At 63.4% G+C, this 21,566-nt stretch carries 23 protein-coding genes; 11 read left to right on the top strand and 12 right to left on the bottom strand.

Annotated elements, in window-relative coordinates:
• Positions 1-34 precede the first annotated feature (34 nt).
• The 5 genes from P0645_RS12005 to P0645_RS11990 all read left to right on the top strand — a co-directional run bounded on the left by P0645_RS12005 (position 35) and on the right by P0645_RS11990 (position 4,476).
• Entirely contained in the window at positions 35-2,599 is a 2,565-nt protein-coding gene (locus P0645_RS12005; protein WP_284164820.1) for an RHS repeat domain-containing protein, read from the top strand.
• Positions 2,596-3,120, top strand: a complete 525-nt coding sequence (locus tag P0645_RS12000) for a hypothetical protein (protein WP_284164819.1) — start codon at positions 2,596-2,598, stop codon at positions 3,118-3,120. Before P0645_RS12005 ends, P0645_RS12000 begins: the two co-directional genes overlap by 4 nt.
• A gap of 32 nt (positions 3,121-3,152) precedes the next feature.
• Entirely contained in the window at positions 3,153-3,350 is a 198-nt protein-coding gene (locus tag P0645_RS11995; RefSeq protein ID WP_284164818.1) for a hypothetical protein, read from the top strand.
• Positions 3,351-3,884, top strand: coding sequence for an RHS repeat-associated core domain-containing protein (locus P0645_RS19305; RefSeq protein WP_349775081.1), 534 nt, complete (start codon positions 3,351-3,353; stop codon positions 3,882-3,884).
• A 160-nt stretch (positions 3,885-4,044) separates the two neighbouring features.
• Positions 4,045-4,476, top strand: a complete 432-nt coding sequence (locus tag P0645_RS11990; RefSeq protein ID WP_284164817.1) for a hypothetical protein — start codon at positions 4,045-4,047, stop codon at positions 4,474-4,476.
• Positions 4,477-4,548: 72 nt separating this feature from the next.
• Here P0645_RS11990 and P0645_RS11985 read toward each other — a convergent pair whose 3' ends face one another.
• From P0645_RS11985 to P0645_RS11965, 5 genes are all read right to left on the bottom strand, one after another.
• A complete protein-coding gene (locus P0645_RS11985) occupies positions 4,549-5,742 on the bottom strand; it encodes an ABC transporter ATP-binding protein (protein ID WP_284164816.1) in 1,194 nt (397 codons plus the stop codon).
• Between the two features lie 13 nt (positions 5,743-5,755).
• Positions 5,756-6,790 (bottom strand): Gfo/Idh/MocA family protein, encoded by a 1,035-nt coding sequence (locus P0645_RS11980; RefSeq protein ID WP_284164815.1) that lies wholly within the window; start codon positions 6,788-6,790, stop codon positions 5,756-5,758.
• Positions 6,791-6,794: 4 nt separating this feature from the next.
• A complete protein-coding gene (locus P0645_RS11975; protein WP_284164814.1) occupies positions 6,795-7,628 on the bottom strand; it encodes a carbohydrate ABC transporter permease in 834 nt (277 codons plus the stop codon).
• A 1-nt stretch (position 7,629) separates the two neighbouring features.
• Positions 7,630-8,556, bottom strand: a complete 927-nt coding sequence (locus tag P0645_RS11970) for a carbohydrate ABC transporter permease (protein ID WP_284164813.1) — start codon at positions 8,554-8,556, stop codon at positions 7,630-7,632.
• A 106-nt stretch (positions 8,557-8,662) separates the two neighbouring features.
• Positions 8,663-10,099, bottom strand: coding sequence for an ABC transporter substrate-binding protein (locus P0645_RS11965; RefSeq protein ID WP_284164812.1), 1,437 nt, complete (start codon positions 10,097-10,099; stop codon positions 8,663-8,665).
• Positions 10,100-10,240: 141 nt separating this feature from the next.
• On the opposite strand from P0645_RS11965, the gene P0645_RS11960 reads away from it, so the two are divergent.
• The 4 genes from P0645_RS11960 to P0645_RS11945 all read left to right on the top strand — a co-directional run bounded on the left by P0645_RS11960 (position 10,241) and on the right by P0645_RS11945 (position 14,408).
• Positions 10,241-11,494 (top strand): ROK family transcriptional regulator, encoded by a 1,254-nt coding sequence (locus P0645_RS11960; RefSeq protein ID WP_284164811.1) that lies wholly within the window; start codon positions 10,241-10,243, stop codon positions 11,492-11,494.
• A gap of 408 nt (positions 11,495-11,902) precedes the next feature.
• A complete protein-coding gene (locus P0645_RS11955; protein ID WP_284164810.1) occupies positions 11,903-12,259 on the top strand; it encodes a DUF421 domain-containing protein in 357 nt (118 codons plus the stop codon).
• A 15-nt stretch (positions 12,260-12,274) separates the two neighbouring features.
• The gene (locus P0645_RS11950; RefSeq protein ID WP_284164809.1) at positions 12,275-13,501 is read left to right on the top strand and encodes a DUF2254 domain-containing protein; all 1,227 of its coding nucleotides are present in this window, start codon (positions 12,275-12,277) and stop codon (positions 13,499-13,501) included.
• A 79-nt stretch (positions 13,502-13,580) separates the two neighbouring features.
• Positions 13,581-14,408 carry a PRC-barrel domain-containing protein gene (locus P0645_RS11945; protein WP_284164808.1) on the top strand — a complete coding sequence of 276 codons (828 nt, stop codon included), beginning with the start codon at positions 13,581-13,583 and terminating at the stop codon, positions 14,406-14,408.
• A 157-nt stretch (positions 14,409-14,565) separates the two neighbouring features.
• On the opposite strand, the gene P0645_RS11940 is transcribed toward P0645_RS11945, so the two are convergent.
• Positions 14,566-14,739 carry a DUF1328 domain-containing protein gene (locus tag P0645_RS11940; RefSeq protein WP_284164807.1) on the bottom strand — a complete coding sequence of 58 codons (174 nt, stop codon included), beginning with the start codon at positions 14,737-14,739 and terminating at the stop codon, positions 14,566-14,568.
• A gap of 130 nt (positions 14,740-14,869) precedes the next feature.
• On the opposite strand from P0645_RS11940, the gene P0645_RS11935 reads away from it, so the two are divergent.
• A complete protein-coding gene (locus P0645_RS11935) occupies positions 14,870-15,073 on the top strand; it encodes a PLD nuclease N-terminal domain-containing protein (RefSeq protein WP_284164806.1) in 204 nt (67 codons plus the stop codon).
• Between the two features lie 18 nt (positions 15,074-15,091).
• On the opposite strand, the gene P0645_RS11930 is transcribed toward P0645_RS11935, so the two are convergent.
• From P0645_RS11930 to P0645_RS11915, 4 genes are read right to left on the bottom strand one after another with little or no spacing between them, the layout of a single operon-like run.
• Positions 15,092-16,657 (bottom strand): phospholipase D-like domain-containing protein, encoded by a 1,566-nt coding sequence (locus P0645_RS11930; RefSeq protein WP_284164805.1) that lies wholly within the window; start codon positions 16,655-16,657, stop codon positions 15,092-15,094.
• 45 nt (positions 16,658-16,702) lie between these two features.
• The gene (locus P0645_RS11925) at positions 16,703-18,493 is read right to left on the bottom strand and encodes a sensor histidine kinase (RefSeq protein WP_284164804.1); all 1,791 of its coding nucleotides are present in this window, start codon (positions 18,491-18,493) and stop codon (positions 16,703-16,705) included.
• Positions 18,490-19,053 carry an RNA polymerase sigma factor gene (locus P0645_RS11920; protein ID WP_284164803.1) on the bottom strand — a complete coding sequence of 188 codons (564 nt, stop codon included), beginning with the start codon at positions 19,051-19,053 and terminating at the stop codon, positions 18,490-18,492. Before P0645_RS11920 ends, P0645_RS11925 begins: the two co-directional genes overlap by 4 nt.
• Entirely contained in the window at positions 19,050-19,199 is a 150-nt protein-coding gene (locus P0645_RS11915; RefSeq protein ID WP_284164802.1) for a NepR family anti-sigma factor, read from the bottom strand. Before P0645_RS11915 ends, P0645_RS11920 begins: the two co-directional genes overlap by 4 nt.
• A 94-nt stretch (positions 19,200-19,293) precedes the next feature.
• On the opposite strand from P0645_RS11915, the gene P0645_RS11910 reads away from it, so the two are divergent.
• Positions 19,294-20,103: a response regulator gene (locus P0645_RS11910; protein WP_284164801.1), complete on the top strand. Its 810-nt coding sequence runs from the start codon at positions 19,294-19,296 to the stop codon at positions 20,101-20,103.
• Between the two features lie 62 nt (positions 20,104-20,165).
• On the opposite strand, the gene P0645_RS11905 is transcribed toward P0645_RS11910, so the two are convergent.
• Together P0645_RS11905 and P0645_RS11900 are read right to left on the bottom strand one after the other, a co-directional pair.
• Positions 20,166-20,327, bottom strand: a complete 162-nt coding sequence (locus tag P0645_RS11905; protein ID WP_284164800.1) for a NepR family anti-sigma factor — start codon at positions 20,325-20,327, stop codon at positions 20,166-20,168.
• A gap of 501 nt (positions 20,328-20,828) precedes the next feature.
• Positions 20,829-21,482: a hypothetical protein gene (locus P0645_RS11900; protein ID WP_284164799.1), complete on the bottom strand. Its 654-nt coding sequence runs from the start codon at positions 21,480-21,482 to the stop codon at positions 20,829-20,831.
• Positions 21,483-21,566 lie beyond the last annotated feature (84 nt).

The following is a 21,566-nucleotide window of genomic DNA, read 5'->3' as shown; positions in this document are numbered from 1 at the left end:
TCCGTCCCTTCGTTGGGTCGGACTCTAGTTCCTAATGGAGGAAAAATCCCGTGGCAGGTCAGCTGCCTTCAGCCCGACCGGGCAGCCCGCGCGCATCACCCTGCCGGACGGGACCGAATGGCAGTTCACCTATGATGCCGAGGGGCGGATTCTTACAACCCGCTACGGCAATGCGGGCACGACACCCCCTGCCAGCACCTATACTTACGATGTGATCGGCCAGCTTCTGACCTACACCAACACCCGCGGCAAGACCTGGACCTTCACCTATGACGCTGCGCGCCGCCTGACGAAGACCGTGAACCCGTCGGGCGATACCGCCTCCTACAGCTACGACCTGATGGGCAACCTGACGCGCACGGAATATTCCGACGGCGCCGCGCCCGCGACCTTCTGGGCGGAGACGGAGTTCGACGCGCTCGGCCGGGTCCTGCGCCAGCTTGGCGCCAATGGCCAGGTCTGGGCCAATACCCACGATGTCGAGGACAACCTGACCTCGGTCACCGATGCGATGAACTTCACCGCCTCGACCGCCTATGACGCGCTGAACCGCGCCATCACCGAGACCGACGAGGAAAGCTACCAGACCGGCATGGCCTATGACGAGGCCGACCGGATGACGCTCTACACCGATCCCCGCAGCCTCTCGACGAGCTTCACCTACAACGGTTTCGGCGATGTGATCGGCGAGACGAGCCCCGACCGCGGCACCATCGCGATGAGCTATGACAGCCGTGGCCTCGTCGCCTCGCGCACCGACGCGCGCGGCATCACGGCGCTTTACACCTACGACAATGGCGGCCGGATCAAGAAGATCGACTATTCCGGCGGCGCGGCCGAAGACCTTTGGTTCTTCTACAATGCCCAGGGCAAACTGAGCAAAATCAAGGACAGTTATGTCGACCTCTCGATGAGCGACATCGTCAGCACCAGCGTCGGTTACATCACGGGCCGGAACTTCACGCTCGCACCCGGGCGCAGCTATTACGTGCAGGAGCAGGCCAACTATGACGGCGATCCGCTGCGCATCCGCTATCCGGCGCCGTCGTCCGACTTCATCCATTACACGCTCGACGATGACGGGCGGGTGATCCGTGTCTCCTGGCAACCGGGCGGCACCGGCCCCCTTACCACGCTCGTCGACAATATCACCTATCTGCCCAACGGGCCGCTTGCCGTGATGAAGTTCGCCGATGGCTCGATTGAGGAGCGTATCTATGACGAGAGCTACCGTCTGATCGCCCTGACCGATTCCCAGCGCCCGGCGATCTTGCGCGATCTGGAGCTGTCCTACGACACGCGCGACAATCTGACGGGCATCGCCGACCTGCTTGCGCCCTCGAACAACGAGAGCTTCGCCTACACGCCACGCGAGGCGCTGTCGTCGGCCTCCGGCCCTTATGGCGCTTATGGCTTCCTCTATGACGGGGTCGGCAACCGGGTGGAGCAATCGACGCCTTCGGGGGTGGAGAGTTACGCCTACCCTTCCACCTCGAACCGCCTGACCACGGTCAGCGCCGGGGCCGGGGCGCCGCGGGCCTTTACCTATGACGCGGCGGGGAATGTCATCACCGACCAGCGCGGCGGGCTGGCCTATGGCTATGGCTACAATGCGGCGGGGCGGCTTTCCGCGGTCTCGCTCGGCGGGGTCGTGCAGGGCAGCTACCGTTACGACGCGCTCGGGCGGCAGGTCTCGCGCACGCTCGCCTCTGGGCAGGTGATCCATTCGGTCTTCGATTCGGCCGGGCACCGGCTGGCGGAATATGACGGGGCGACGGGCGCGCTGATCCGGTCCTATGTCTGGCTCGGCGACCTGCCGGTGGCTGTGATCGAGGGCGGGCAGGTTTATCTCGTGCGGGTGGACCATATCGGCCGGCCGGTCTTTGCGACGACGATGGCGGGGACGGTGGTGTGGCGGGCGAGCTACCTGCCGTTCGGCGGCGTCCATGTGACCACCGGCGCGCCGATCGACCTGCGGTTTCCGGGGCAGTGGTTCCAGATGGAGAGCGGCTTGCACCAGAACTGGATGCGGGACTACGATCCGACGACGGGGAGGTACATCCAGGCCGACCCGCTGGGGCTGGTGGATGGGGCGAGCGTCTATGGATATGCGCGGCAGAACCCGGGGCGGTGGATTGATCCGAGGGGGGAGTGTCCATGGTGCGTCGGGATGTTGATCGGTGCCGGTCTCGGAGCGATATCTGGCTACATGCTTGACCAGGCAATTGGCGACGGATGCTACACTTGGGAAGAACTTGCCGTGGACGCGACGTTAGGCGCGATCTTTGCCGGTGGCGGCTTCTGGGCGACTGGGGTTAGGCGCGCGGGCACGGAATTCTCCCATGCCGTACCGTCGAGAATCATGAACAATGGGAGCGATTTCATGAGGTGGCTAAATGGGCGCTCAAACCCTTATAGGGCCTTGAATGGGAATTACGTCACGCCAGGCTTCCACGCGGCGACGGATTACTACCGACGGATCCGAAATGTACCCGCCGACCAGATGTACGATGTCGTGACCAGAACTATTCTTAGAACGCCAGGTTGGATCGGAGGGGGCTTACTGGGCGGTGTAGCAGGGGAAGTGGTTGGACCATGAATGGAAAGGTTGACATAGCGCCTGGCGCGCTCGCGTATCCGGTTCTGCTGGCGGAAAACCGAAGGCGAAAGTACACAGTCATGGACATTGTGCGCAAGCAGTCAAACTACATTACCTTTAGTCGGATGCCCAAGAAAGGTAAATTTGTTGAAGGGCGTATTTTTGACTCGGCAGGGTTTTGCTTCGAATATAGCGGCGAATGCGGATGGCCAAGATTCGGACCTGTCTCTTCTGCCATCTTAGAGCCAATTTTAATTCCAGCGATGTTATCAAAGATTCAACAGCATTTCTTCTACTTTGGGCCGCATCTTGTGGGCACGCGGAGAGTCCCCATAGAAGAATATAAACGGCAAGTCTTAGCCTCAATCCGTCAACTCGGCATGGGGCGCAGATCGGAGCAGCTTTCCCGCGCTATTGATGATGCGCCGGATGCGCGGGGCGTTATTGAGGCGGTCGATCGATGGCGTTACCATGGGGGGCTGAGGGATGCTGACGGTCATCCTATCCGGAATGGAGCTTAGCCAACACCGGGACGTCGACTCGTTCTCGAGGCTTGGCCCGCAACTTCTCCATCGTCGTGATCGAGGGCGGGCAGGTTTATCTCGTGCGGGTGGACCATATCGGCCGGCCGGTCTTTGCGACGACGATGGCGGGGACGGTGGTGTGGCGGGCGAGCTACCTGCCGTTCGGCGGCGTCCATGTGACCACCGGCGCGCCGATCGACCTGCGCTTCCCGGGGCAATGGTTCTAGATGGAATCGGGGCTTCACCAGAACTGGATGCGGGACTACGATCCGACGACGGGCCGGTACATCCAGGCCGACCCGCTGGGGCTGGTGGATGGGGCGAGTGTCTATGGGTATGCAGGACAGAATCCCGGACGCTTCATTGACCCGAGGGGTGAGTGCTTCGGTCCGGCCGCCCCACTGCTGCCAGCTTGCATCGGCTTGGGATGGATGCTCTATGACTACCTGTCCGACGACTGCTACACCGTCGGAGACTTTTTCTATTCGCTCTTCTCGAACTTTTCCCCCTGGAAGGCTCTTCGCTGGGCTACGAAAGCCTGGAACAAGGCTGGCGGTGGCGGCGGAGGACCAGGAGGGGCTGGTGGCGGCAATGGCTTCACCGATGGCCCGGAAGCACGCCTCCGTTCCAGGGTCCTCCTTGCACAACAGTTCGGTGCGGAACTCAGTCCAGGGAGTACGGGCCTGACGGCTATCCGAAGACGGATCGGGATTGGCCACATCCAGATGAGAAGGTTTCGGCTCTCAGGACCAAGTTCATGACTGGACTCGACCGAGCGACGGCGGGTCGCCTACTCATGTTGACCGCGGGCCGCCGCTGCTCCCGCGCCCGGGAGACCCCCCTCCGCCACGTGGTCCATATGTCCCGCCGACGCACTGATGCAATACTGAAACTTTTGCCGAAGCACCGAGGATACGGAAAATGAGCAAGGAGTCACGACTGATCACCGACAGTCATGGCATTCTAACCGGGGTTGAATATCATGACGGAATTCTTTGCCATATGGACGTCGATCTGGAGCACAAAACGATAGGGGTAGTAATCAATAGTTCTTCAGGTGCCAAGACCAAGATATCGTTGAGTGGAATAAAAATGCTTCGCATTTCAAACTTTCTTGATGGTAATATCGTATCGTATATTCATGTCGACGATATAGATCATTTTTCTAGGAAGTTCATTGACAGAACGGTAAATGCATGGCGCGCAATTTTTCAAGAGACCCTGACTGAGGACAATCTCGTTCTCGAAGTTGTGCGAGTGTGTAATCGATATGTTGGCTGCAAGCTTGTTAGTTTAGAGACATCGTGCGGATGCTCAATCACAGCTATTGCTCGGAATGTTGACGCATATTGAGACCGGCCTCCCGGGGCTGCGCGGCTTTTCTGCTCGCTTCGGCGCTATAGTCGCCTCCGCGCCGATCGCCGTTCAGGCGATCCGCAGCGTTGTTGCTTCGTCGAAGAAATGCAGCCGCCGGATGTCGAGATGGAGTGTCATCCGGCCGGACGGCGCCGCCAACCTTTCGGCGGCCACCCGGGCGACGAAGCGCGCGCCGGAGCCCAGCGTCTTTTCGCCGTCGTTGAGGACGGTCAGCAGCTCGCGCCCGACCTCGGGTGTGGGCAGGTCGAAATGCAGGAAGGCATCCGGCCCCACAAGCTCGGATATCGTCACGTCGACGCTCATCTCCTGCGACATCATCGCCGCGCCGTGCGGGGCGAGCGAGACATATTCGGGGCGGATGCCCATGATGACGCGCCGCCCCGCGTGGGCGCGAAGGGCCGCGAAGACGGGCAGGTTTTCGGGTGTCAGCGCCAGGTCGGTGTCGGTGCCGACGATCCGTGCCGAAAGGGCCTGACCTGCCGCCGTGATATCGGCATAGACGAAGTTCATCGCGGGCGAACCGATGAAGCCCGCGACGAACATGTTGCGCGGCTCAAGATACAGCTGTTGCGGGCTGTCGCATTGCTGCAGGTTCGTCGCCTCGTCCGCCCGGTGCGGCGACAGGACGGCGACGCGGTCGCCCAGCGTCATCGCCTCGACCTGGTCATGGGTGACATAGACCGTGGTTACGCCCAGGCGCTGGCGCAAGAGCTTCAGTTCCGCGCGCATCTGCACCCGGAGCTTGGCGTCGAGGTTCGACAAGGGTTCGTCCATCAGGTAGATCGCCGGGCTGCGCACGATGGCGCGGCCCATCGCCACCCGCTGGCGCTGCCCGCCCGACAGCGCACCGGGCTTGCGGTCGATCAGCGATTCCAGATCGAGGATGCGCGCCGCCTGCAACACCTTTTCCCGCGCCTCGGCCTTGGGCACCTTCCGCTGGCGCAGGCCGAAGGCCATGTTCTCGAACACGGTCATGTGGGGGTAAAGCGCGTAGTTCTGGAAGACCATCGCCACGTCGCGGTCCTTGGGATCGACCGCGCTGACATCGCGGTCGCCGAGGAAGATGCGCCCCTCTGTCAGGCTTTCAAGTCCTGCGATCATCCGCAGAAGCGTGGATTTGCCGCAGCCAGAAGGACCCACAAGCACAAGGAACTCTCCGTCCTCGACCGTAAGCGACACGTTCTTGATGGCGCGGACCTCGCCGTATTTCTTGCCGACGCTGTCGATGGTCAGTGATGCCATTCGCTGGGTCCCCTCAATAGGCGATGTCGACCGGCCGGCCGCTTGAAGCGCTGTCCTCGATCGCAGACAGGATGCGCGTGACGCGCAGCCCGTCCTCGACCGTGGCCAGCAGCGGCGCGTCGGTCAGGACGGCATCGACGAAGCGCGCGATGGATTCGAAGACGAAGCCGCCCACCCGGCCGACCCCCACCGGCGTCACCCCGAACAGGTCGCGGTACTTCAGCCCATGCCCGGTCATCTGCCGGTAGGCGCCGTTGTGCGAGGGGTTGAGCTGGATCTGCCCCTTTTCGCCGACCAGCCCGATCTCCAGGTCGAAGACCTGCGGATTGTCCGGCGACAGGACCCAGCTGTTCTCGATCGTCATCACCGTGCCCCTGGAAAATTCCAGCATCGCCAGATGCACGTCGGCGGTATCCACGCCCTTCGACGCCAGATAGCCGTCGCGCCGCATGGCAAAGACCCGCACGACATCGTCGTCGAGGATGAAGCGCAGCGCGTCCACCAGATGCGAGCCGAGGAACCAGAGCGCAGAGGACCGCCCGGCCCAGCTGAGCATTTCCAGAGGAACGAAGGTGGTGTTCGACAGCCGCCCCGAACCGTGGATCAGCTTGCCCAGCGTGCCCTTCGCCACCTCTTCCTGCGCGGTCGCGATGGCCGGGCTGACCCGGTTGTGGAAATCGACCATGATCTTGCGGTCGCTCGCATCGGCGGCCTTGCGGATCGCCTCGGCCTCTTCGACCGAGGTGGCAAGGGGCTTTTCGCTCAGCACATGCTTGCCTGCGTCCAGCGCATCGACGATCAGGGGCGTGTGGGTGAAGTCGGGCGTCGCGATCGTCACAGCGTCGATGCCGTCCATTGCCAGCATCTCGCGGTGGTCGGTGAAGGCGCGGGTGCCGTCGTGGTTCTTCGCCATCGCCTCGGCCCGGTCGCGGTTCACGTCGCAGACGGCGACCAGCCGGGTGTTGGGCAGGGTCGAGAAGACATGGGCGTGCTGCGCCCCCCAGATGCCGGAGCCGATGACGGCAACGTTCAGTGTTTCCTTGGTCATTCCTTTATCCCTTTACCGCGCCGAAGGTCAGGCCCCGGACCACGTATTTGTCGAAGACGAGAAAGATGATCATGGGCGGCAGCATCGCGATCAGCGCCGCCGAGGCGATGAAGCTCCAGGTCACGCCGGTCGAGGCGAAATAACCCAGGGTGCCGATGGGCAGGGTCGCCGTCTGCTGCGAGGACAGCACCAACGGGAAGGCCGCGTTGTTCCAGGCGAAGACGAAGGCGAACATCGAGGTGACGATCAGGCCGGGCCGCACCAGCGGCAGGATGATCCGCATGAGGATCGTGCCGTAACTTGCCCCGTCCACCCGCGCCGCTTCCTCGATCTCGACCGGAACCTCGTCGATGAAGCTTTTCATCAGCCAGACCGAAAAGGGGATGGTCAGCGTCTGCATCACCAGGACCATCGACAGATAGGTGCCCGCAAGGCCGATATTGGTCATCAGGATGAAGTAGGGGATGAGGAAGGCCACAGGCGGCGCCATCAGCAGGCCCAGATACCACAGCATGATGAACTTCTTGCGGCGGATCGGGAACCGGCTGAGCGCATAGGCGGCGGGGACCGAGAAAGGCAGGTTCAGCAGGACCGCGCCCCCGGCGACGATCAGGCTGTTCCTGACCTGCTTGGCATTCGCGCCCGGCTCGATCAGCGTGTGCCTCAGCGCATCCAGCGTCGGCTCGAACGCGAGGACCGGCGGCATGGTGAAGGCCGTCGATGGCGGCCGGATCGCCAGAAGGATGAACCACAGGATCGGACCGATGAAGAAGATCAGCACCAGCGCCAGCAGGGCGTAGATGACAAGCGTCTTGAGGGGCGTGTTCTGGCCGATCATCCTACCATTCCCAGTTGCGGAAGGCGAAGAAGGCGTAAAGGCCGACGATCGCGTTCACGATGATCACGACAAGCCAGGTCGTGGCGCTGGCGATGCCGATGTTGAAGTCGATCAGGCCCTGCTGGTAAAGCGTATAGCCCAGCGTCCGCGACGATGTGCCGGGACCGCCGCGGGTCAGGATCAGCACCAGATCGAAGGTGTTGAAGAGCTGCATGAACCGCAGGATCAGCACGATCACCGCCGTCTTCATGATCAGGGGCAGCTTGATCCGCCACAGGATCGTCGCGGCCGAGGCGCCGTCCAGACGCGCAGCCTCGATCAGGTCGGGCGAGACGGACAGAAGCCCGGCATAAAGTGTGATGGCGAAGAAGGGTGTCCACTGCCAGACATCGGCAGCCAGGATGGCGATCAGCGACGTGCTCGCGCTGCCGAGGATGCCGGCCGAAGGCGGGTCGAGTCCGATCGACGAAAGCCCCCAGGTCACAAGCCCGCCCGAGGGATCGTACATGTAGCGGAAGAGGAACCCGACGACGATCGGCGCGATGGTCGTCGGCATGATCAGGATGGCGCGGCTGATGCTCATACCCGGCATCCGGTTGGCCAGAAGAAGCGCGATCGCAAGGCCGAGGGCGAATTCGATGGCCGTGCCGCTGACGGTCAGGACGAGCGTGTTCCACAGCGATGGAAAGAATTCCGACCCCTGCAGGACCATCTTGTAGTTCGCGAGGCCCACGAACATCACGGGTTCCGAACTCGTCTGAAGGTTCCAGAAGTAGAAGCTGTTCTTCAGGGCAAAGATCAGCGGATAGGCGATCAGGGCGACCAGAAGGATGACCGAGGGCGCGATCAGAAGAATGGGCAGGTACGACCGAACCCGCTTTGGCGGGTGGCGGGTCGGCACCGATGGATCAGAGGCGACAGCTTGCATGGCGTCTTCCTTCACGCGGCCTCTGCCGGCGAGAGTATGAACCGGGGTCGGAATGACGGCCAGCCCCGCGCCGGGAGTGCGCGCGTGGGCTGGCCGGATACGCGTGTCAGCCGAGGCTTGCGATAAGATCCTTGGTCGCTTCCAGCGTATCGTCGAAGCTTGGATAGCTGTAGGGGATGAGGAAGTTACCCTTCAGCGTATTGGTGAACAGCGTGTCCGCCTGGGCCAGCGCCTCTTCCGGCGTGCTGCTGCCGATCAGGACCTTGTTGAGCTCCAGCCCCAGAATGCCTTCCAGCGTCGTATAGACCGGCGCCGGTGGCCGCGCGATCTTGCCGTTGCCGGCCTCAAGCATGCCCAGCTGTTCGCCCAGATAGGGGTAATGCTCGGTCAGGTCGCTGTCATTGTAAAGCGACCGGCGCGCGAAGTCCGAGAACTGGTAGCCGTACTTGTCGACCAGCCCCATCTTCTTCTGGGTCGCGGCCGAGCTGGACCATTTCAGGAACTGCCATGCGGCGTCGGACTTTTCGGTGGTCGAGGGAATGCCGAAGCTCCAGCCGCCGAGGCTGATCGTCTGGGGCTTGTCGCCATAGGTCGGGATGGTCGTCACGCCGAAATCATCGGCCACGACGGATTTTTCGCCGGTCATGTAGCCGTTGTTGCGGATCAGATAGAAATAGGGCGTCCACCAGTAGAACATGCCGATGTCGCCCTGGCTGAAGCGGGTGCCGGCATCGAACCAGAGGTAGTTGATCGCCTCTTCGGGCGACAGGCCGTAGAGGGTCTTGTATTCCTGCACCGCCGCCAGCATCTCCGGCGAATTGACCGCTGGCGTGAAATCCCATTCGCCCTGCGGGAATTGCTGGAACCAGCGCGCGCCGTGACTGGCCGCAACCTGGCTGAACATATGCACGATGGGTGTCGGCTGCGATCCGCAGATCACCGTGCCCTTCATGTCGGTGCCGCCGACATTCTGGCCGTGGATGCGGCCGAGGATGTCGTTGTATTCTTCCCATGTCCAGTTGCCCGAAGGCGCGCCGATCCCCAGGGCATCGAACACCGACTTGCGGTACATCACACCCTGCCCATAGGCCGCGATCGGCACCGTGGCGAGATGGCCGCGCCAGGTGTTGAGCGAATAGAGCACCTCGGGGATGAAATCGCCGATGTTGAATTCCTCATCGCCCTTGGCCATCTCGTCAAGCGTCTGGATCCAACCGTTGTCGACATACTGGCCCGACCACATCTGGTCGACCGTCACGACATCCGCATCCGATGTCTTCGAGACGAAGGAGGACACCAGCCGCGCCTGCATCGCGTCATAAGAAAGCGATTCAAGCTCGACTTTCACGCCGGTCTCTTCGGTGAAATCGCCGATGATCTCCTTCAGCGCGAAGAAGAACGGGTCCTCGACGCAGAGAACCCGGATGGAATCGGCGCCCTGCGCGAGCGCCGGTGTGGCCAGCGGCCCGAGTGCCGCCCCCGCCGTCGCGGCAGCGGATGTTTTCAGAAAGCTGCGCCGGGAAACCCGTCCATGTCGGTACATTCTTCGCTCCTCCTGTTGGCGGGGTGATGTTGGATCGCCACCCTTAATATGTTTGTGAGTCGCACAAATTAAATATTTTGTCAAAGGATTGTTCGAAGGCTATGATCCCGGCATCACGCCAGAACCCTGAGGCGGCTTGAAATGACCAGTAAAAACAAAGTCTTGGATCATGCGTCCCTCACAGCGCGCAACAGCACACCGGTTGCAGACGGGCCAGAGGACAGCGGCTTTGCCATCTTTTCGGCCACGCAGATCGGCGAATCCAACAAGCGCCGGGTTCTGCAGATGCTGTTCGATCTGGGGCCCACCAGCCGCGCGGAGCTGGCCCGGCTGACGGGCACCAAGCGGACGACAATCACCGGAATTGTCCAGCCGTTGATCGAAGCGGGCCTCTTGATCGAGGTCGATCCCAACGAGAAACGCGGCGTCGGAAAGCCTGCCCGCCCCTTGTGGTTCTCGGCCTCGGCCGCGCCGGTCTGCGCGGTCTTCCTCATGCCCGACAAGGTCGAGACCGCGCTGATATCCCTGACCGGCGGGGTTTCGGCCCACCGCCAGGTTCCGATCGCGCCCGGCAAGCGGAACCGCGAAACCTATATCGACGCGCTCGTCGCCGGGGTGGATCACGCGCTTGCGCAGGCGCCGCGCCAGGCGCTGGGCATCGGGGTCGCAGTGGGCGGCATGGTCGATCCCGCGGACGGCTCCATCGTGGCGATGAACCTGGCGCCGGCGATGGCGGGCCTGGGGTTGCGGGACCTTCTGGAGGATCGCTTCGCGCTGCCGACGATCGTCGATCACCATCCTCGTGCCCTCCTTCTGGGCGAAAGGTGGTTCGGCGCGGGCCGCGGCATGGGCAATTTCGCTGTCATATATGCCGACGAGGTTCTGGGTTGTGCGATGTATCTCGACGGCAAACCGTTCAGGGGCCCACATGGTTCCGGCGGCGAACTCGGTCACACGATCGTCGACCTCAATGGCGGCACCTGCACCTGCGGCAAGCGCGGCTGCTGGGAGACGGTGGCGACCCTTGGCTGGCTGCGCGACCGGGCGGCCGAGGCGGGCCTGCCGGGCGCCGAGCGGCTGGACAGCGAGAGGCTGGTCGATCTGAGTGCCCAAATGCCCGCCGCCGGTGCGCTGCTGTCCCGTTATGCCCACAATATCGCGATCGGCATTGCCAATCTGCAGACACTGCTGATGCCGGACAATTTCATCATCTACGGCGACGTGCGGCGCGGAGGCGAGATCATGCAGCAGTTCCTGACACGCGAGATCAGCGGTCTGGCGGCCTCCTTGCCGGGCAATCCCATCACCGTCTTCCTGGGCCAGAACGAACAGACCATCACGCTGCAAGGGGCGGCCGGGCTCATCGTCAGCAAGCAGCTGGAAATCGAATATTGATTTTCCGGCCCCGGCCGGTTGTCAGCCCAAGCAGCCCTCTGCGTGACGTGCCGGCAGGCTTCGGCCTGCCCGGCTGCCCGTCACCACCATCAAACTGCCGGAACCGTTCGGGATAAAGTGCGGGCCGCCGTTCGGGCCGGTGAAGCTGCCCCGAGCAATGCGATTCAGACCGTTCCCACCGGCGCGGCCGCCCGGCAAGTCCCCCGGCGTGGCGTTGCTCCTCGGTCGTGCACCGTGGCAAGTGGGCTGCCCACGGCACTTTCGTGAAACATGACCGCTCACACGAGGTTCGCGACGAAAGGTTGCCGCCGGTCGCGATGCCGCGGTCCTGCACCGAGCGGACGGAACCTCCACCCAGATGCAGGCGTTTCCCTGGAGGCCGCGCGGTGCCTGCAGAGCTTAGCGAAAATGAGTAACGCAATAGAGCCGTTCGATCCCGTCCGGATGTTTCTCGGCACCGATCCCGCGCTGTTCTACCTCGAGATCGTCTTTCGAACCTGTCTTGTCTATGCCTATTCGCTGCTGCTGATCCGCTGGATCGGCGGACGCGGCATCGCGCAGATGTCGATCGTCGAATTCCTGCTGGTCATTGCGCTGGGTTCGGCCGTCGGCGACGCCCTGTTCTATCCCGAAGTGCCGTTGCTGCATGCGATGCTGGTGATCACGATCGTCATCCTCATCAACAAGGCTCTGGATCTGGCCGTCGTCCACTCCCTTTCTTCCAGGCGCGGAACCGCGCTGGCTCGCCGGCGTTCGTCCCGATAGCGGACAAGAGGCATCATGAGCTGGAGAACCCCTTTCACGGCCCTGCTGACCGTGCCGGCCACGATTGCGCTGGCCATTGCGTTCTGCGCTGCGGCCATCGTCTATCTCGAACACCGGCTGGGCACACCCGGCTGGCTGCTGCCGTTGCCGCCCGTCGAGGCGCGGGTGATCCTGTCGATCGTGGCGACGGCTGCGATGACGGCCCTGTCCCTCGCCTATTCGCTGACGCTCGTCGTCTTCACCCTGGCCGCCTCCAGCATTGGTCCGCGGCTTCTCAAGCGTTTCACCACCGAACGCGGAAACCAGATCACCGCAGGCCTTCTGGGCGGAACATTCCTGTTCGCCCTCACCGTTCTCGGAACCTCGGGAAAGGAACCGTCCCGGATCGCGACCTTCATCGCCGGCCTCTTGGCGGCCGCCTCGGTCGTGCAGCTGATCTGGTTCGTCCGCGCGGTCGCACAGTCCGTGTCGATCGACGACGAGCTGGCAAAGATCGCAGGGCGCCTGCGCGACGGGCTGGCGCGGCTGGACCGCCACAGCGATGGCGACGCCGACATCCCGCCCGACGCCGCCTTTATGCCTGCGGTGGCGGCAAGCGATACCGGCTACCTCGCCGGTCTCGACCGCAAGGCTCTGGTCGCGGCTGCGGTTGAAGGAGACACCATCCTGAAGGCGAACCGCGCCGAGGGCGACTATCTTCTGCCCGAGACCGTGATCCTCAGCGCGAAGGGCGCTCTTTCTGAAGAGGCGCGCCAGAGGCTGGCCGAAACCGTGCAGCAGGAACCCGCCCGGTCAGATACCGGCACGGTCCATTTTTCGGTGAACCTGATGGTCGAAATCGCGCTCCGCGCCCTGTCACCGGGGGTCAATGACACGTTCACGGCGCTGGCAGTGTCCGACATGCTGTCGGGCGCGCTGGCAAAGGTGGCCGCCACCGACCCGCGGCCGGAGGTTCTGCGCGACCCCGAAGGACGGCCGCGGGTGATCCTGCCGGGGGTTTCCTTCCCGCAGCTTCTCGACACCGCCTATCATCCGCTGCGTCAGGCTGCAGGGGGCAATGTGCTGATGGCGGAAGGGCTTGCACGCGCGCTCAGGCGGTTGCACGGGGTCGCCGGGACCAACGGGCGACAGGCGGTCGAGACGCATGCGCGCCTTCTGAGAGAGACGCTGAAAGAGGGCGGACACCTGCCTGCCGACCTTGAAACCGTGATCGCCCTCACCTCGGATATGACCCGGGCGTGAGTGATCGGGGAACCGTAGGCCCGGTGCAGGCGTTTACCGGATGGGGCAGGCTAGCTCGCCCTTGAAGGAGTGTATCTGCATGAGACGCCTCATCCTGTCGACCGCTTTCGCCGCGCTTGCCGCCCCGCCAGCCCTGGCGCAGGACGCAATCTTTCGCACCGCGGGCGGGCCAGAGGATATCGCCCTTTCCGAGCTTGTGGACAGGCCGATCTACGCAGTCGGCGCCTCGCAAGAAGAGGGAAAAGCGATCGGCACGGTCGGGGATCTGATCCTTTCGCGTGACGGGGCGGTCGAAGCCCTGCTTGTCGACATCGGCAGCCTTTCCGCCCCGGGCGCGCGCCGCATAGCTGTGGCCATGGGCGCGGTTCAATTCGAGCCGGACGGGTCCGGCGGCGATATGCGCTATCGTCTGGTCATCAATGCCGCGCGCAGCCGCATCACGGGCGCTCCGGACTATGCCCCTGCCGGAGCAGCGTCCGGCATTGACGCAACCGGGGGCGAGGCGGCGGCAGAGGTGATCGAGGAGGCCGTCGAGCGATCCGTCTCGCAGGCCACTCCAAACATCGTCGAAAGAAGGACCGCTGCGGCAGCCCGCCAGCCGGTCCTGCGCGACGGTTACGCGCCGGCGGCGCCCGGAGACCTGACAGCGGACGCGCTCGCCGGTGCAAGCGCTTACGATCGGGATGACCGCCGACTTGGCGATGTGGAAGGGCTGAGCGCCGGCCCAGACGGGCGGATCACGCATGTGATCCTTGACGTCGGCGGCTTCCTGGGCATCGGCGAAAAGCCGGTGCAGCTGGATGTCCGCGATCTGGACATCCTGCGGGAAGCAAGCGGCAGCGGGCTGCGCGTCTATGTTCCGATGTCCCGGGAAGAGCTCGAGGCGCTTCCTACCCACGACGGGTAATCCTTGCGGAAGGTCGCGGACACGCCGACCGACCCTGAGCCCGCCCCTGAGCCCGCCCCTGAAAAAGCCGCACCTTCAACAAGAAAGGGGCAGCGTCGGCTGCCCCTGCGTTCCTGTGTTGCACTGCTACGAAGTTGGTTCAGACCGGCCCCCACACTTACAGCGGCGGACGGCCCCGCGCCGCGCGCATGACAAGCGCCACCACGAAGAGGATGAGGAAGATCACGAAGAGAATCTGCGCAATGCCCGCCGAGGCGCCAGCTATGCCGCCGAAACCAAGCGCTGCCGCGATCAGGGCGATGACAAGGAAGGTGATAGCCCAACCAAGCATGTCTTTAACTCCTTTGCTGCGTTCGTGGACTGAGAACGCGCATGCTCGTGAAACGGTTCCGTCAACGATCGCGGCGGAACCGTCGGCGCGCCTGCAGGTTGTTCCATCACAAGGGCGAAAGGAACAACCGATGGAGTTCAATATGCTTTCCCTTTCCGGTTTCGGGGGCCTGATGCTTCTGGCGCTCGACATCTGGGCGCTGGTGTCGATTGCCGGTTCGAACACATCGACCGGACGCAAGGTTCTGTGGATCTTGCTTGTGTTCTTCCTGCCGCTGATCGGTTTCCTGATCTGGTTCGTCGCCGGACCTCGCCCGGTGCCGCGCCGCGCCTGAAAGGCGCGACTGCACGGATCAGACCGTCTCTTCGGGAAGAACCGGCAGGTTCCTGGCGTCCCTTTCTGCCGCGTTGATGTCGTAGGGAAGGACGAACCCTCTCCTATGCGCGGGATCCTTGCGCAGATTGTCCAGCGCCAGGGTCCGCCAGGCCGATAAGGCAGTATCGGGATCGAAATAACGGTCATGGGCCTTTTCGGGCAGCCAATGCCCCATGACACGGCGGCGCAGCATCAGCACCCGGGACCGGTCGGTCACCAAGAGGCCCGCCTCGGTGTCCCAACGCAGGCTGCGGCCGTTCAGGTTGGCCGACGAGACGATGGCCGCCGTTTCATCGAAGAGCGACACCTTGGAATGGATGTAGATGAGGGGTGCGCCCTCTGGGCTGGCGCGTCCCTTCTCGTTGCCGCCGTTCGCACGTCGGCGCTGCGCCATGCCTGCAACGAACAGGCGTGACCCGTATGACTTCACCAGAATGCGCAGGGCCCGCGCCTGCAGATACTCGCCAAACCGGGCATCCAGACCCACCTGTCGCTCGAACGCGATGTCATCGGGCGCGGCGGGAAGGACGACCAGCAGCGTGAGCCCGGGACTCGCCTCGGCCTGCCGGGCAAGATGGCGGGCAAAGTGCAGGTCGCGCAGATACTGGCTTTCGAGATAGATGAACTTTTGCGCACGCTTTGCGAGATGCTCATGAGCCATGGCGATTTCCTGAAGCAACGGCTCGGGGCCAAGATGCAGGAAGTTGTTCCCGCGCGGCCGCGACAGGGTTCTGAGCAACCGCCTTTGCCGCACCGGTTCCTTTCGCCCGGCTGTCACATCCAAAAAGGATTCCAGATGCGACTGGGCCTCGGTCGCGGCGTGGCCGGTCAGGTTCAACTGAACGTCGTGCCAGGTCTCGTCGGCACTGCGGTCGTGGCGCGCCGTGTCGAACCGCCGCTCGTCCAGGTCCAGCCCGCCAAGATACAGCTGCTTGCGGTCGAATACTGCGATTTTCTGATGATGAGTCGCGGGATAGAGGCAGGGCAACGGCCAGAACTTCGGACGGAAGCGGCCGCCGGCCATCCTCACCAGGCGAGAGGCAAGTCCCGGCATCTCTGCGATGGCAGTGCGGCGCTCGGCCTTCGGCCGCCGGTTCAGCCAGCGTGCTGCCTTGAACTGGCGATAAAGGATCATGGGCCATAGAAGCACACGTGGCACGAGGCCGCTCCGCGCGGGATGCATTCCGGCCACCACATTCAGGCGGTGGCCCTTGCCTGCCAGTTCGCCTGCGGCAATCAGCCGCCGGACCGACCGCCAGGTCCCCCGGTGCAGCGCCGGGCGAGCAATCGGATCGAAGTCGGAGATTACGATGTTCAGGGCGACACCACGCGACAGGGTATGAATGATCAGATCGAACCAGGTTTCGGCCACCTGTCTTGCTTCGACCGAACGGACGCGCGTCGTCAGGTCGAACACCCGGAAGCTGGCCCATATCTCCGATTGCGCCTGCAGGAACTCTCGCTCCAGCACGGGGTAGGCCTCATCGGCGGTGAGCAACACTTCGAAATCGGGCCGCGCACCGCATCTGGATTCTGTCTTCATGCCTGACCGGCCTGTCGTTTCTCACCCCGGATGCAAACGCACCGATCAGCGCCCGGGTTCCATCGCGGCAGCGTTCAGGGGCGTGAAACGCTGTTCTGCGTCAGACAGCGGGCGAACGTCGAACTCGAGCGTCAGCTCATGAAATCCTCCGCCCTTCGTCATGTTGGCCGTGCCGCCAAGCTGCATCGCAAAGGCCGCGACGAGCTGTGTTCCCAGTCCCGCGCCGCCTTGTTCGCGGGTGTCGAATTCGTCGTCGGCGGCCGTGGCGCCCTCGGTGCCGATCGTGTTGCGCACCTGCACCATCGCCCGCGTTTCGGACTGACGGGCAAAACTGACCCAAAGCTGCGCCCGCTCTCCCGCCGGGGCAGAGGCATACTTGACCGCATTCGTAACCGCTTCGGCAACCAGAAGCGCCAGCGGCACGGCCTGATCCGGCGTCATTCTTATGTCAGCAAACGCCGTATGCACCGCCAGCTCGCGTTCGGGATAAGCCGTCATGCCGGTGATCTGCCGGACGATGGCCGACAAAAGTTCGTCCGAATGGACGTCGGACAGACCGGCGGTCTGATAGAGTTCGCGGTGGATCGAGGCAAGGCTCATGACACGGTCTTGCAACCCTTTCAGCGTGCGCCTCGCCTCCTCTGACCGCGTCCGACGCATCTGCATGTTCATGATCGAGGCGATAAGCTGAAGATTGTTCTTCACGCGATGATGTACCTCGCGCAGAAGCACCTCCATCTGGTGGACCATGTCTTCCAGCTTGGCTTCGTCATGCAGGACCGTCTCGGTCATGCTTTCATAGGCATCGGCGATCTCGCGTATCTCGATGGCCGCTCCCGGCACGGAAATATCGCCGACGAACCGGTTTCCGCCCGCAAAGGATATCAGCGAATGCCTCAGCTTGCGGATGTGCCGGATTACCAGGTGCTGGGCCGCCAGCCAGGCGACGACAAAGCTGGCAAGCCATGTCAGGACCGGAAACAGGAAAGGCAGCGACCACAGGCTGTCGGCCTCGGTCTGGTCGGCGGGCCAGCTTCCCAGGGCGTAAAGCTGGTCCGGAACGAGCGGCACAACGGAAAAGACGCGGACCGCGCCGCCCGCCGACCGGGCCGTGAAGGACAGGGGCCTGCTTCCGACCAGGCTGAACAGCGTCCGCTTGGCCGGCAGGACATCTTCGTAACCGCTGGTCCAGTCCGATGCCGTAAGCACTGTGCCCTCGGCATCGAAGGTGACGATCTGCAGCGGCGACTGCGAAAGACCTTCGACGGGTGCATCCGACGCCAGCGCCAGATGCGGAAGCGAGACGCTCGCTATGCCAAGCCGCCTGCCGTCTGCGTCTATGACAGGGTGAGAGATCCCCAGAACCGAGGTACCCGAGACAGGGGGCGTGCGGTTGACGACGATCGAGGGGCCCGGCGCGCCGTTGAGATGCTGCCAGAGGGGGTTGCCGGAGAAATCATGCGGGTCGCCGCTTGAAGAGCATTGCATGAGACCATCGGCGTCGATGAAGGCCACAAGCGAATAGCGATCGGTCGCGGCCGCGACATCGCGCATGATCCGCGAACAGGCGGCCATGTCATCGACAAAAGCCGGGATGGCCCCGGCAAGCGTCGCCACGGTTCCGCGCGCTTCCTGGATGAACTGCATTTCGCGTGCGGCTGCGTGCATCGTCTCGCCGACCAGCGCGGCTTCGGACCGGGCGCGCGCCTCGCTGGCAAGCTCTGCGGAGCGGGCCACAGAGATCGCCGTCAGCGGAAGCAGGACGATCGCCAGCAGGAAGGCGATCTGAAATCCCAGATGCTGTGTGAGCTTGCGCGGGCGCGAACCCTCGTTCATGCGGCCCGCACCCCCGCCGCGCCGATCACGGCGATTGTCGCGGCATCGGCGCCTGAGACGGGGTCTTCGCCCTCTGCCAGACCCAGAATGTCGCTCAGCCGCGCCCGCGCGCGGTTCACGCGGCTCTTTACCGTGCCCACGGCGACGCCTGTCATCTGGGCGACGTCCTCGTAGGAAAAGCCCGACGCTCCCGCAAGGATCAGCACTTCGCGATGTTCGGGCGAAAGCTGGCTGAAGGCGCGGCGGAAATCGTTGAACGCAAGTCGACCGTCATGGGCCGGCTTCTCGCACAGTCGCCCGGCCAGAAGGCCATCAGAATCGGGGACTTCCCGTTTGCGCTTGCGCTTCATCGAATAGAACGTGTTGCGCAGGATGGTGAACAACCATGCGCGCATGTTCGTCCCGACCGTGAACTTCTCGATATTCGTCCAGGCCTTCACGATCGTATCCTGTACAAGATCGTCCGCCATCGATACGTCGCCGCACAGGCTGATGGCGAAGGCACGCAGGGCCGAGAGATGGTCGGGCAGGTCGTCACGCGGATCTGTCTGGCCGGTCATTTTCCCGCTTCCTTCTGCCGCAACCGATCCAGCAGGTCGCGCAGATGATCCGGAATCCTCTCTTCCAGCGCCTCTTGATAGACACGCTTCAGGTTCTCATCGATCTGCGCGCGCAGCTTGGACTTGCCGTCGTCGCCCTCTTTCATATGCCTGCACTCGGTTATTTTTTTTGCGATCACCGGGAACCTAACGCATAGTTGCAGTGTTGGTTCCCAGCAAAATCGCGATGGGGAGAAAAAAATGGCGTCGGTCGAGACACCCGACTTTGTCGGGTCGGTTGCAGAGAATGTTCCGTTCCTGCGACGCTATGCGCGTGCGCTCATGGGAAGCCAGGACAGCGGGGACAGGTATGCCGCCGCCACGCTCGAGGCGATGCTGGCGGACAACTTCGGCGAGACAGCAGGTCATGACGCGCGGATCAGTCTCTTCCGGGCGTTTCATCTTGTCTGGTCCAGCGCCGGAGCACCGGTCGGCGAACCCGATAGCCGCCTTTCGGCCCGGGCACAGGACCATATGGCGGACCTGACCCCGAACACGCGCGAGGCGCTGCTTCTGCATGCGATCGAAGGTTTCACCCAACTGGACATCGGCCGGATCATGGATATCTCTGCCCAGGAGGCGGAGCAGTTGATCGAGGTTGCCCGCCGCGAGATGGAAAGCGCCATTGCGGGCAAGGTCATGGTGATCGAGGACGAGGCGATCATTGCGATGGATATTGCCTCGATCGTGCAGGACCTCGGCCATTTCGTCACCGGAATCGCCCGTACACGCGCCGAGGCAGTGCGCCTTGCCGCTTCGGACAGGCCCGACCTTATCCTTGCCGACATCCAGCTTGCCGACAGATCGTCGGGCATCGATGCCGTCAATGACATCCTTGCGCAGTTCGACGACATTCCCGTGATCTTCATCACGGCCTTTCCCGAACGGCTGCTGACCGGCGAACGGCCGGAACCCGCTTTCCTGATCACCAAGCCCTTTTCGGAGGAACAGGTCCGGTCAGCGGTCAGTCAGGCGATGTTCTTTGCCTCGACGGAAACGCTGGCGGCCTGACCCGCCGCCTGTCCGCTGCATGGGTCGGCCGAGGACGCCGGTTGCCATCTTCTTCCGGCTCTTCACTGCCCGGTCTTGCGGCGCAGTTCCTCCAGCAGCTGCGTGAGGCGCTCGGGCAGCTCTTCCTGCAGGGCCTCCTGATAGACACGACGCAGATTGTCGTCGATCTGCGCGCGCAGATCGCCCTGCGACCGCTTCTTTTCTTTTCTATCCTGTTCCTGCATCGCTCCGCACCGCCGTAGCTTCCCGTGCGACTATCCAACCTAAAGGCAACGAATTGCAAATCACACGCGCTTGCTGTCATGGTCAGGCATCAGGCGCGGGGAAGCAAAACCTTTCTATCGGGATTGCCGTCTTTCCGCCATCTGCGGGGCCATCAGCTGTTTACCTGACGAGCCCAGCCTGTGGCGGCATGCGCGCTCTGGCCCTGTGCCCCAGCCGGGTTTGGCCGCCAGGAAGAGGGGATCATCCTGACGGCCACGGACCCTGTAGATGAACGCCACTCCGGCCCGGCCGCGACGTCCTGAGCGACCCGGGAAGGGACATATCAAATCGCTCCGTCGCTGCAGTTGAAACGCGCGAGTGGCGCAAAGGTTCCCTGAGCGGACACTTTTTTGGCCCGCCCGCGGATCCGGCAGGACAGCCGCGCGCGGCGCCGACGCGACACGTTCACGAAGCGAAAGGCCCGGCCGAAGCCGGGCCTTTCGCTTCTTGTGGCGCCGTGATCAGCGATCGCGCCAGCCGCGCTGGCCGTAGTCGTTGCCATACGCATCCCGTTCGCCGCGCGAGGCGGAACGATAATCGCCGGCGGAGGACCGTTCCCGATCATCGTCATAACGGGACGAGTAGCGCCCGCGGCCATCGTCATCGCGGCGGCTGTCCCAACCGCGGCGCGACGCTTCGGAATGGCCCTCGCGGTCGCCAAACCAGCCGCCCTGGCCGTAGTCCCGGCTGCCTTGCCCATAAGAGCGGCCGTCATCGTCATGGCGCGACGAAGACCGATAGCCGCCGCGATCGTCGTCATGGCGGGAGGAATAGCGCCTGCGATCATCGTCATCGCTGCGCTGTGCCCAGCCGCGGCGCGACGCCTCGGAATGGCCTTCGCGATCGCCGAACCAGCCGCGCTGACCGTGGTCCTCGCTCCGCCCTCCACCGTAGGAACGGCGCGCGTCGTCGTCATAACGCGACGAGGACCGGTAACCTCCGCCGTAAGACCGGCCGCCACGGTCTTCGTCGTCGCTCATAAAGCGACCCTCGCTGTCCCTGCGGCGATCGTCGTCATGCCGCGAGCCATGGCGCCAGTCGCTACGCCCGTCATCGTCGCTCATGAAGCGGCCCTGATCGTCGCGTTCGCGGTAGTTTGAGGAATTCCTGTTCATCTTCTTCTCCATTTTCTGGCGGACGGCATCCGTCCGCCTTTCGCAAGATGCAGGGCAGATGGCGGTTGCCACCCTGCCCTGCCC

Source organism: Frigidibacter sp. SD6-1 (genome assembly GCF_030143255.1).
Taxonomy (GTDB): Bacteria; Pseudomonadota; Alphaproteobacteria; order Rhodobacterales; family Rhodobacteraceae; genus TMP-24.
The sequence above is the reverse complement of the archived record's forward strand: the minus strand, read 5'-3'. Positions and strand labels throughout refer to the sequence as shown.